General features: G+C 33.7%; 13 protein-coding genes. All 13 read right to left on the bottom strand.

All coding sequences use genetic code 11. The annotated features are described in order from the left end of the window. Positions 1-794: 794 nt before the first annotated feature. Positions 795-1,391, bottom strand: a complete 597-nt coding sequence (locus ABYK33_RS09555; RefSeq protein WP_373032930.1) for a DUF2971 domain-containing protein — start codon at positions 1,389-1,391, stop codon at positions 795-797. A 78-nt stretch (positions 1,392-1,469) separates the two neighbouring features. Beyond that, entirely contained in the window at positions 1,470-1,814 is a 345-nt protein-coding gene (locus tag ABYK33_RS09550) for a hypothetical protein (protein WP_373032929.1), read from the bottom strand. Positions 1,815-1,816: 2 nt separating this feature from the next. Continuing rightward, positions 1,817-2,191, bottom strand: a complete 375-nt coding sequence (locus ABYK33_RS09545) for a hypothetical protein (RefSeq protein ID WP_373032928.1) — start codon at positions 2,189-2,191, stop codon at positions 1,817-1,819. A 23-nt stretch (positions 2,192-2,214) separates the two neighbouring features. After that, positions 2,215-3,591, bottom strand: coding sequence for a hypothetical protein (locus ABYK33_RS09540; protein WP_373032927.1), 1,377 nt, complete (start codon positions 3,589-3,591; stop codon positions 2,215-2,217). A 289-nt stretch (positions 3,592-3,880) separates the two neighbouring features. Then, positions 3,881-4,981, bottom strand: coding sequence for a hypothetical protein (locus ABYK33_RS09535; RefSeq protein WP_373032926.1), 1,101 nt, complete (start codon positions 4,979-4,981; stop codon positions 3,881-3,883). A gap of 75 nt (positions 4,982-5,056) precedes the next feature. Next, positions 5,057-5,755, bottom strand: a complete 699-nt coding sequence (locus ABYK33_RS09530) for a hypothetical protein (protein ID WP_373032924.1) — start codon at positions 5,753-5,755, stop codon at positions 5,057-5,059. An 81-nt stretch (positions 5,756-5,836) separates the two neighbouring features. Beyond that, positions 5,837-6,868: a DUF5677 domain-containing protein gene (locus ABYK33_RS09525; RefSeq protein WP_373032923.1), complete on the bottom strand. Its 1,032-nt coding sequence runs from the start codon at positions 6,866-6,868 to the stop codon at positions 5,837-5,839. Positions 6,869-6,958: 90 nt separating this feature from the next. Next, positions 6,959-7,279 (bottom strand): hypothetical protein, encoded by a 321-nt coding sequence (locus ABYK33_RS09520; RefSeq protein ID WP_373032922.1) that lies wholly within the window; start codon positions 7,277-7,279, stop codon positions 6,959-6,961. A 50-nt stretch (positions 7,280-7,329) separates the two neighbouring features. Then, positions 7,330-7,857, bottom strand: a complete 528-nt coding sequence (locus ABYK33_RS09515) for a hypothetical protein (protein ID WP_373032921.1) — start codon at positions 7,855-7,857, stop codon at positions 7,330-7,332. Positions 7,858-8,029: 172 nt separating this feature from the next. Continuing rightward, entirely contained in the window at positions 8,030-8,971 is a 942-nt protein-coding gene (locus ABYK33_RS09510) for a DUF4238 domain-containing protein (protein WP_373032920.1), read from the bottom strand. A 90-nt stretch (positions 8,972-9,061) separates the two neighbouring features. Beyond that, a complete protein-coding gene (locus ABYK33_RS09505; RefSeq protein ID WP_373032919.1) occupies positions 9,062-9,835 on the bottom strand; it encodes a hypothetical protein in 774 nt (257 codons plus the stop codon). Positions 9,836-10,030: 195 nt separating this feature from the next. Then, positions 10,031-10,906 (bottom strand): formylmethanofuran dehydrogenase subunit E family protein, encoded by an 876-nt coding sequence (locus ABYK33_RS09500; protein ID WP_373032918.1) that lies wholly within the window; start codon positions 10,904-10,906, stop codon positions 10,031-10,033. 180 nt (positions 10,907-11,086) lie between these two features. Beyond that, positions 11,087-11,320, bottom strand: a complete 234-nt coding sequence (locus tag ABYK33_RS09495) for a hypothetical protein (RefSeq protein WP_373032917.1) — start codon at positions 11,318-11,320, stop codon at positions 11,087-11,089. Positions 11,321-11,348 lie beyond the last annotated feature (28 nt).

The raw sequence follows: 11,348 nt of genomic DNA, 5'->3' as shown, positions 1-11,348 counted from the left end.
TTTCCAGGAAAGCCCGACGGCAATAAGAAACATGCCGTTCATAACACCTTCCAAATGGGCCGCCAGACCCATTCTCGCATTTGGCATTTCAGCGACGATCAGCCCCGAAAGCAGGCCGATTAGAAACAAGACCATCCCGAAAATAAGCAGTCTTTGAGTGTTGTCAGGCATAGACTCTCCTTCTTACTTATATGTTTAAAATGACCAATCAAAAAGTGGAATGAAACCATTGGTCGAACTATCAATAGATGTTTTCAATATTATCTTGATTGGTGAAAATTGTAAAGCCTTATCCGTTTTTAGAGGGAACTAGAGGTTCCGGGAAGAGTGATGAAAAAGTAAGGAGTATAGGTATCACCGACCCCTAGTTTGCTTTTGTTTATATGCTATATATCCATACATGACTAAGCCTAGTGTATATTTAGAAATATCTGTGACACATCTATTATTGAAATACCATGTAAAGAGTAAAGCTGCAAAACCGATCAGGAATAAAAAAAGGATAAAAATATATTTTGTTGAATTTTTAAATTGTATTTTGATGCAATATAAATACCTAAGAATCCTAGATCCATTACTATAATCAGTACATATGTATTATGCATGTAAAATCGAATCACTTTTGAATAGAATTCAGGAAAAAGATACATGGAAATTACCCATACGACAACTAAAATCATACTGATTAAAAAACTTTTTGACATAGAATATTCTTATATGAATAGATAACGTTTGACTTGAGAAATAAGTTTCCCTCTAGGGTAACTTATTTCTCTCCAAAGTTTTGTTAGACTTTAAAACTTAAAATCTTCACAATCTATATTTTTTCCAATACAGAATTTTTTTAGTTTTTCTTTTTGTGCAAGGTATTTTTTTAAATTATCATGCTTTTCTTTAACATCTTGATAATTTAATAAATTCTCATAAGGTGTACCAAAATAAATTTTACAAATATTTCCTATTTTAACTTTATTATTAGTTAAATCATCCGTTGATAGATACCTATATTCATCTTCATAAATCCATTCTTTTGATTTATTTGTAAGAATCTCTTCTATTGTATTTAAGTTCTCGTTACTACCATAGTTAATTTCTTTTATATTATGAATATTTTCAACATCAACTTCTATAACAACACCTCTCCCAGTATTGGCGTAGTGCCCCCACATTAATTCACTCTTTAAGGCTCTTACTCCAGAAAAAGAACAAATTTTATATTCTTGTTTTTCTGATAAAGTGATCTTCTTATTGCTAGGATTATTTATATAAACACCTTCGTTCATATCATTAAATCCTAAGATATCATTACAATAAAATCCATTCTCAATAATATCTTTTACTCTTGTGAAATCTTTATCCGTCTCTAATGCTCTAAATTTATATAATTTCATAAATCATGTTTCCTCTGCGTGTGTCTAACGTTTGACTTCAGTGACGCTGTGCGTTCACTGCTAGGCTTTGTTGGATATTTACTTTATTAACCACTGGTGTTTATTCTCATAATATCCATAATGTCTTTTATAAAATGCTTCCATTGATGCTACATATTGAGATAATATTAGTGTGACATCACTAACTTGTGGCACATCATCTTCATCAAGTAAATCTAAAAACTCTATAGAAGTTGAGTCTTCTAGTACAGTTCTTACTTTATCGAGTAACCTATTTGCTATTTTGATTTTACTTTTGCTTACGGCAGCATCAGGTTTTTTTTTAGACAATTCTTTAAATTCAGAATACATAGCTTCCAAGAGAGGCATTGTTGTATCATAGTTTTGTACTTTTTCTTTAGTTGTATAATATAATTTTCCCATTTTTAACCCTTTAATTTTTGTGGTCTTACTGTTCTTACTTTAATTTCATCGTCTGTATCCCAATACCAATTTCCATGCATTACAATAACATTATCTGATCTGAGTTTTTCAAAACATTGGATGTATTGTGATAGTATGAATACTACATCACTATTTTGTGGTATATCATCTTCATTAAAAATATTAAAATCATCAAAGGGTTTATATTTATCAGAAAGAAATTTATTGCTATCACTAATAAGTTTATTCAAAAATTTTAATTTAAACTTATTAACCGCATCATTAGGACTTTTTTTAGATAATAATGAAATTTCTTCATATACACTTATTAACTGACCTGAAAGTTTTTCAAATATATCAATCTCTACTTTATTCATATCTTCTCCTTATTTTGTTTATGTCAAGAAGGACAATTTCTTCTAAACTCTATATATTTTTTCTTTAAAACTTCAATTGGTGTTCTTTGCTTACTTTCGTATACTTCAACCATCAATTTTAAATCTTCATCTGTAATGGCAATAATACATTTTCTTTGTGAAGACCATAAATTGATTGTATTTTCATACATTGCTTTAGATAAAGGATTTCTTGTAAGGAATACTCCAAAATTACCAATATTGTCTTGCATATATCTGTTTAATTGATTTATATGATCACGGCTGATTTCTTTTACATTTTTCATCTCAATAACTAGCTGTCTGTTGTTGTATTCTGTAAAGATTTCATCTAAAAAATCTACATCTCGATTATTATAAAAAATGAGGTCTCGAATATGTCGACCTGATTCAGTTCGACTTTGTGTTTGAGCAAAATCAAGATGTGGATAAAAGAGTGACGCTAGCAATGAAGCAGAAAGCTCTTCATATTGTATATCTGCCCCATGCTCTTTTCCCGTATTTAGCTTTAAAATTTGATTTAGTTTTCGTTTTGCTGATAGAACCGGAATTTGACTAAATAATGGGTCATTTTTACAATTTTCAGAAGTTTTTGTTTTATATTCAATATAGCCTTCAATTGTTCCATAATTTTCTCGATTAAAATTTAAAACCTTGACCCGTTCTTCGGGTTCGTCTGGATTGAATATTTCATCTCTAGGGCAATATTTTTGAAAATAATCTTCATAATTAATCCATGTATTAAAACGCAACCATCTTTTTGGCGTAAAAATTAAAGGCTCTTTTGTTAATGGATTGACAGGTAAATATACCTTTTGATTTGTATCTAATGTATTAGTTTTGTAATTATAAATAGAATCTAATATTACACCTTCAATTGGTATTCGATTTAGCTCACATTGTTCGATGGTGTAATCAATTAAAAAGGACTTTAAATAGTTGCATGTAATATCACTTATCCTGTCTTTTGAAATTCCTGATATATATAATTGAATAATTTCAAAGTGTGTAAATCCAAACTGGCTGTATTCTGGAATATCTTTAAATAAACTCAAAATATCATGAGCTTGTTTTTCACTAATTTTTGTCCCTTTTCTTGTTTTTGATACGCCTAAACCAACTTCATGACATTCTGACAAGTCGACAAGTATTGATAAAGCTTCGTCTTCTCGTTTCTTTTTTATTAGGTAATTTAGATGATTGAAGGAGTTTGTAATAGTTGTGTGTAGAGCATTGTCTTGTTGAGATGGAGACTTCCATAATAAAAATGGATCAACATATAGAGGTATATCCTCATCAAAAAATTGTATTGCAAAATCTAAATCTGCTTGGTTTTTATGAATACCATGATAGTCTGTTAATCTTGGTCTAATAATATCCATCTATTTCCTTATATATATCCAACTATTTATTCAACGAGCATAGTAGCACTTTAATACTGTGCAGAAATATTAAATAACAGAAAAACTGATTGTTTATTTTAGAGTCACTGTGCTTCAGTATTGTTATACCCATATATACTGTTCTTATGACAATCTACATAAATAAGTTTAAGGCTTTCTTGGAAGTTGGTGATGATTGAATATGCTAGGTGATTGGAGAACACATGAAATTATTTCGCGTTTTTTTGCCATACAGCGACAAAAAGCCACCTTTAGGTCTTCTGATTTGTTAGCTCAACAATGTCTGCATGTAAGTTACAGCATCAGATTCTTTATATAGAACCTTACACTTGTGAACTTTGTCAAGGCTAGTCTTTTTTTCTGTAAGCAAATTACATAATGATCTTTCTGTAAAAAAAGCATCACAATATCCAAGTGCTGCGGCTGCATGATAAAAGTCAAATATATCATTGGGCTTGATTTTTCGCCTTTTATTCCATCTAACAGCAGTATGACAATGTGCAAATACGTCGAGGGTAGGGGCATCTTTATTGATCGTTCCTTTACGGTATGCTTCACGAAAAATATTGATGATATACATCCCAGCATCCGGGTCTTGCTCTACTGTAATACCACGGCGCTCAGCCATTTTATTAATTACTTCACGAGCGGTATCTGAAAATAAATCTATAACTCCTGCTATTTCATTTAGATACGTTTGTTCATAGCTACGAAGTTCACTAGAATATTTTTCGTTGTTTTCATTGAGGTAATTTGATAATGCTTCAAAAGTGGTTTCTTGAGAAATGTCATTTTCTCTGTCCCCAGATGTTATATCTGTAAGACTCAACTCCCACAAATAATCAAATGAAACTTTTTGAATAAGAAGCTCATTTTCTTCATCAAATATTGTATTTGTCGGGCAAGTATATCCTAAGACATTACTTACTTTTGTCCAAACTAATTTCTTAAGCGGATAGATAGATTCCGGTTCAATAGCATAATGTATAGCGTGGGCTATTTCTGTTTTTATGCGGATTTCGTAAGGTACAAGAGCGATTCCATCACTTAACTTGTCAATGAGTATAGATGTTTTTTCTCTTGTCTCATGATCTTCTTGTTTCATCAACTCAGCGTAGGTTGTTTCACTAATAGGGAAAAAAGCAATCCCTTTTTCATTTAATTCGGTAGCTAAATTCAACAACTTGTAATCAGTATCACATTTTGATCTAGCTAGACTCGCTTCACACAGACTAATCCAATATTTTATATCAAGGTAAATTGCATATTTTCCCTGAGTATTTTCGGACAATGCAATTTGTTTACTTCGAATATGCTGCTCTATCGATATATCATTTCTTCCACGGTGATTTTCAAAAAAATCTTTCACTTTTGTCCTATCGCTATTTTACTTTTGTATTGGATATCTAACGTGTGAGTTCACCAATAAATGCCCACAAGACATTTATTTGAGTGCTACAATTTGTGAGGTATTGCATTGAACTTCGTTTAAGGTAAATTCTTGGTTTGGATTACCCAACATCCAAAGAAGTTTGTCTATGATGCGAATATCATGGGCATATGTTTCATTGTATTGTTTTCTAAGTCTGGACAACTGTCCTTCGTGTTCATTGGCTATTGCTAAGACCATATCCTGGTAATTCATATAGAAGTCAATAGCTGCGTCAATATCGCTCCAAGACTTAATATTAGGGCTTGATTTAATTCTTGGCATTGAAGCCAAATATGGGACTATGCCCTGAAGAATTACAAGCGATCTCTCGACAAAGGCATCATAAATAACAACATGGTCTGGATAAGAACACCAGAGCAATTTAGATGTAGCCGAAAGCCATTTTCGACCAACTGTAGAATAGAACTCGGATAATATAAGCCTAAATAACTTTTCTACATTTTCTCGTTCCTCGCCTTTTTCCATCTTAGAAATCTCTGGAAGCAAAAAAAAGTATTTTTTTACAATAGATTTACGATCTTCAGTCTTTATACCCTGAAACAGGCCGTAGTCGCGCATCCATGATAAAACAAGTTCTTCGTCCCTAATGGATTTGGCAGCTATTGCTTTCATTTTTGAATCTTTAATGATTGATCTCTGCATCTCACATGCAGTTTGATAATTGGATTCGAAGAAGTCTTCAAGGCTCATCTATGTCTTCCTTATGTCTAACGTTTAAATTTACCAATATAAGCTCCGTAGGCGGAGTTCATATTGATGTGTTGTGTATTATTATGAATCATTTTGAGTATCAATTTCCAAAAAAGTATTGCCAACTTGTTTCTCAAAATCACTTATAATTTTCATTGTTACTAGATGAGCTAATGTAGGTTCAAGTGTTAAAAGAGTGCTAGTAATCTGACTCAAGCTAATAGCCATTGCATGAGCTGGATCGGTCATTCCTGAGTTGCTTTGCCCTACAAGTAGTAAATCTTCCGTTGCCTCACATAAGCCAAGTCTGTTGCTCATTCCTTTTGAACTGGCATGAATGTTTTGACTCGCCCATTTGTAATATGGTCGCATGTGATCTAGTTGGACATCTTTCTCAATAGCGGCAAAGCCAACTTTCCCATGATTTGGAAATAAATATGAAGCCCAGCCATAATGGTCTGCGTATTTTTTACCATAACGATTGATTAGGTGATTATAATCTTCTTGGCAACCGTTAATCTCTTCTTGACTAGGTCCTTTTGCTTGAAGTCTATCCTCATACTTCTTATGTTCTTTCATTCCTTCGTATGAATCTACAATATCGTGAAAATAAAATCTTTCTGCACACTCTTGACCATGCTTTGCAATAAACATAGCTGTTGCTGTAACTTCATGAAGAGCACGCCATCTAGCATGTGCTGCATCAGCAAAACCATTTTTGAGAAGACAGAGAATTTCCTGGGCAATATGACAAGCTCTTGCGTGATGCCTCACCACAAGATCAAATACCAGATTGTTTTCCTCGACTGCTTGTGGTCGATATGAATTGTTAAAGTCTTCACCAGCTTCTGTACAAATTACTATATGCATTTCTAAAATATCAAAAGCATTTGACCAGCGGTTAATATTACGTTCTACAAATTCCTTGGCGAGTTGTCTTCTTTCAAGAAGCATATTTTCCGCAGATTCGAGAAGGGATTTTTTTCTTAATGTAAAAGCTTTCGAGGTAATATCAGAAATTATACTTTCAATATTTAGGTTTTTAGCTTTTTCTGGATACTTTTCAAGTACATCATTCAATATTCTCTCAAATTCTTGATCTAAAGTGTCCACTACTATTTCCTATGGTTTATAACGTTTAAAATGACCAATCAAAAATTCGCCTACGGGTTTTTGATTGGTCTTCTTTGATTTGTATGTAGTTTATACTAAATCTCCAAAAGCCCAAACTAGTGTTCCCAGAACAACCCATACTAAACCAATATGGTAAACAAATCGAGTAATACGTTCTTGTATTGTTTTTGGTCCTGGTACCTTGTCTTCAATTAATGTTCCAACTCCAGTGTAAATGTTATCACCAACAATTCTTAAAACATAACTACTTTCAATTAGAATGCCTAAAACTACAATCAACGCACCCATTCTAGGCAGTATCAAAAGAGTTTTATATTCTTCCATCATTTGAAAAATTATTCCAATTATTAACAATAGTATAGGAACTATCCATTTGATAAATATTTGCATATTTTCCTTTCAACTAACGTTTGAGTTGAGAAGTAGTTGTTCCCACAAGGTCAATTGTTTTTCTCCAAGGGCTTACTAGATATCTCAGCAACTACTGTCGCCCAATGAATAATATCTGATTGTTCTGTTATATGTTCTTCTGCAATCACACTTACGCAAAAGTCCAGTTTTGTAAATGCGTTCTTTATCTCATTGAACCAAGTATCAACTTTGTTTATCAATTTTTCTTTTGTGGGTGCATCACCAGCGATAAAACATACATAGCTCTTTTCAAAACTTATATCATTCAATAAAAAATATTCTATTCTTTTTATATCTTTGAAAATAGAATTTAATTTTTTTCCTTTTTGAGATATTGTATTTTTTACTTCTATGATTGCCTGCAAATCATTTTCAAATTCTATGCAGATATCACATCTCCCTCTTCTAAGTGTTTTTGGGACTTTTCCATTGTTTTCTTTTACTAAATCAAAAATATCATATTCAACAAAAATTCCATCGATCCCTTGTTTATGTACTTTATAAAGCTCTTGTGCTATGGCTGTTGTAATTAAATACTCCGCACTCCATCCAATCATATAACCTGACCATTTTATATGGTCTAATTGAGACTTCTTAATTGCTGTATGAATATTGTTTATTATATTAATAGTTCTTTCCTTTTTAAGATTTTAGTCAATAGTTTTCTAACGTTTAAAATGAGCAATCAAAAAGCCGTCAGTGGGTTTATGATTGGCCTTCTTAGGGTTGTTATATGTTTTTAACATGATTGTCTACAAATTTAATCATTTCGTAATTTACTTCATCAGGATTTCTGTGTGAAATCATAAATTGATGAGCACCTTGCCATATCTGAAGGTTTATTGCAAATGCAACATTTCCTTGCAATGGATAGTATTGTGAATGAGGTTGATCAAACATGTCATCCAGGATTAATATCCGTGTAGGGCTGACAGGGAATGTAATTTCTGTGCCTTTTGTGTTGATGCCATAGTTCTGAGTTTTTCCAACAATACTATTTGAGATTATCAATGGACTATCAGTTGTAATAAATTGTTCTGATTCCGAAAAAATCACTGACCAACGTTTTTTCATGAAGGCTTCTGCGATTTCTATTGCTGATTCTTTGATTGTGTCAACAAAAAACTTTTGTTTGTCATATTCTGTTGGATTGGAATATCTTTCCCAATCTGATGAGTCAAACTCAAAAACTCCTTTTTTTGTCTCAATACTTCCAATCATAGGATTTCCATTTTTATCTTTAGGAAGAGTGTCATAAATATCAATCAGTTGCTTTTGTAACTTATCATATTCATTAAGTCTTTTGGGATGTCGTAAGTGCAACGTAGCTAAAAATAACGAAATGCCTCTTCTAAAAGCCTTATTGTTTAAATCAATGAAACCATTTGCAAAATTTGGCCAAATTTGGCTTATTAATGATTCGAGGGAAGCCAGTTTATCTTCCATCTTCCAACATCGTTCGTTGTTTTCATCTTTTGGTGAATACAAATAACGCTTTGCTGCAATATCTTTTATATTGACTTTTGTAGGAGCACCTTCATTTTTTGAAAAAATCCATACTTGTGATTCTTTTTTGTCCCTTGTCTCTAAAGTAGCAAATTCTTTTAAATAAAATCGAGGAACCCAATGCTGCTTTATTGGCTTAGACTGTTTTTTTATAGACTCAGACAATTTTCTTCCTCGCTATATAACGTTTAAAATGACTAATCAAAAACCAGCAAGCGGCTTTTTGATTAGTCTCCTTTGGTTTGCTAGACTGTATTATTTCTTTTCTGGCTTTTTAAGCCTTCCCACTTTTTCTTTACTTAGTTTGATATTTTTGTCTAATCCATAAATATTTAATTTTCCACTAAATTCTTTTGTTTTTTCATCGTATGTTGTAGTCACGATATGATCATCATAGAATGCTAAAACAATTGTATTGTTTCCTATTTTGTAAAAGTATTCTTTCATTTCTGCTCTTTGTGTGCCAATGTTGTATGCAAAGACAAGGGCAATGTACCCGTATACCAGTGATGTGACTAGCCAACGACCAAGCCTTTTATCTACTTCATGCCACAACATATGTTTTCCGGTATTAATATCAAGTTCTGTTTGAGATTTGAGCTTTTCAGCATATGTTTCTTTCTCGCGTTGTGTAATAAGTGGAAAAATAAACTCAAAAAATGCAAAAAATACTAAAGCGGACAGAAAAACAACCCATGCAACCCATTGAAAAATAAAAGGTGCCAAACTGATTAAACATATAATAACTATTTTAATGTAACGTCGTATCGTAAAGGATATTGGATCATCTTCTTTTGGTGTAAACATCCAAATGAAGTTGGAGAGTACATATACAAAATATGCACCACCTAACAAAGCGGCACAAGAAAGTAAAATGGTCGTTAAGTTTATAGAAATTAATTGGATTGGGATATCAAAATAGATTGCATATCCTGATTGATATGCAAATGTAACTAAATACGATAAAAGGGTTAGACCCCCTATGATCAGACCTTCAGTTAAGTATTTATTCTCATTATTATTGGACATGTTGTTTTCTTTGATAAGTTATCTAACTATTTATTCAACATGCATAGTAACACTTTAAAACTGTATTGAAATGCTAAATAACAGAAAAAATGATTGTTTATTTTTGAAAGAGTCACATTTTGCCCTGTAAATGCCCAGTTTTATGATTTTAGAGCATTTAAGTAGGTTATTTTAACTCTTCCGAGGCAGCAGGGGCTATTTCCCTTCTACAACAGGTCTTTCACGGTAAGGGTAGTTTTTAAGACGGGTATCGCTCCGTGTATGCGGGTTGGGTACGGCTTTTGTGGTGTCGACCCACTCCTCCCATTTGAAATCTTTTATAATCTCAGCCTGATAGCTTTCATCCAGCGGATGGCTTAAAATATCGTTGACATGCTGCCACTGGTAATAACGCAGAAGATCGACCTGGTAAGGGTCGGGTTTTCCTTTTGCGTCTTTGACGACTCTTTTAAGGTCAATGACCTTCTGCATGTCGACCTTGGTCTTCCATGTTATGGCACCCGGAAGCACGACCGGTTCGTCAGGGATGTTGTTGATGCCTTTTTTCCATGTCGCCAGAACGGCGACGCCGGTGTCCTCACGGTACAGGATGACCGCATGACTGTAGTCTTTGTTTTTAAAAAACCCGAGCGTGCCGTATTGGAGGCGCGCCCCGGTCAGAAAAGCCAGCCCGTCCGACCAGCAGGGGCTTGTTCCCGAAATGCCTCTGAGTACACTTCGGTCGATGATGCCGTCGGGGAAAAGGATCTTGAAAGCGGTTTTACAGCAATTGGCCACATGGGTGATGCCCTCACAGTCATGGCCGTGCCATTTCACAATGTCTTTTAAGGTCACTGCATAGGTACGCCCATAGTACCGCCCTTGAGTTCCCTTGGTCGCAAGTATCTCGAATTCGGGGGCGTAGGGCATGGCGACCATAGGGGCATACCAGGTCGGTACACGGTCCGGTTGGGTCACACCGGTCTCTATGAAAGTATTGACACCTTCCTTGTAAGTCGGTTCGCCGCACCAGGATGATGAGTAGAACAACAGTAAAATCATTGCCAGCAAAGAAATCGGTCTCAGTCTCATTTTTTCTCCTTTTTGGATATGCAGTATCTATATTACCATGGAATAGAGTGCTTTTCAAGCATTTGTAGAAGAGCTGTTTAGGTTGAAAGAGAGGAAGGGGTAAGGGCGGAGGTTCGATCTCAGAGGTGTATGTTAATCAAGAATCTATCTACGGGTTTTTGATTGGGCTTCTCTGATTTGTTATGTAGTCCATTTCCAAATCCAATATGAAAGATTGAGAATACCAATAATTACAAAAAAACCCAATATTACTATATAGTCACCGTAATCTGATAGTCTATTTTTGTTAGGATATTTTCCCAACGTCACAATCCAGATAAAACCACTTCCAATAGCTAAAAGAAAAGCATAGATAAACTGCCACTGGAATAGGCTTGTAAAAAAGCGATAAAGGATAGATAATATATCTTCCATTCAAGCCTCAATATAACGTTTGAAATGA

The organism is Sulfurovum sp., assembly GCF_041562805.1.
Taxonomy (GTDB): domain Bacteria; phylum Campylobacterota; class Campylobacteria; order Campylobacterales; family Sulfurovaceae; genus Sulfurovum.
This window is presented reverse-complemented; position numbering and strand designations above follow the sequence as displayed.

Excerpts from the sequence above, each read along its gene's own strand:
- ABYK33_RS09555 (WP_373032930.1), bottom strand. The coding sequence starts at position 1,391 with ATGAAATTATATAAATTTAGAGCATTAGAGACGGATAAAGATTTCACA.
- ABYK33_RS09550 (WP_373032929.1), bottom strand. The coding sequence starts at position 1,814 with ATGGGAAAATTATATTATACAACTAAAGAAAAAGTACAAAACTATGAT.
- ABYK33_RS09545 (WP_373032928.1), bottom strand. The coding sequence starts at position 2,191 with ATGAATAAAGTAGAGATTGATATATTTGAAAAACTTTCAGGTCAGTTA.
- ABYK33_RS09540 (WP_373032927.1), bottom strand. The coding sequence starts at position 3,591 with ATGGATATTATTAGACCAAGATTAACAGACTATCATGGTATTCATAAA.
- ABYK33_RS09530 (WP_373032924.1), bottom strand. The coding sequence starts at position 5,755 with ATGAGCCTTGAAGACTTCTTCGAATCCAATTATCAAACTGCATGTGAG.
- ABYK33_RS09520 (WP_373032922.1), bottom strand. The coding sequence starts at position 7,279 with ATGCAAATATTTATCAAATGGATAGTTCCTATACTATTGTTAATAATT.
- ABYK33_RS09515 (WP_373032921.1), bottom strand. The coding sequence starts at position 7,857 with ATGATTGGATGGAGTGCGGAGTATTTAATTACAACAGCCATAGCACAA.
- ABYK33_RS09505 (WP_373032919.1), bottom strand. The coding sequence starts at position 9,835 with ATGTCCAATAATAATGAGAATAAATACTTAACTGAAGGTCTGATCATA.
- ABYK33_RS09500 (WP_373032918.1), bottom strand. The coding sequence starts at position 10,906 with ATGAGACTGAGACCGATTTCTTTGCTGGCAATGATTTTACTGTTGTTC.
- ABYK33_RS09495 (WP_373032917.1), bottom strand. The coding sequence starts at position 11,320 with ATGGAAGATATATTATCTATCCTTTATCGCTTTTTTACAAGCCTATTC.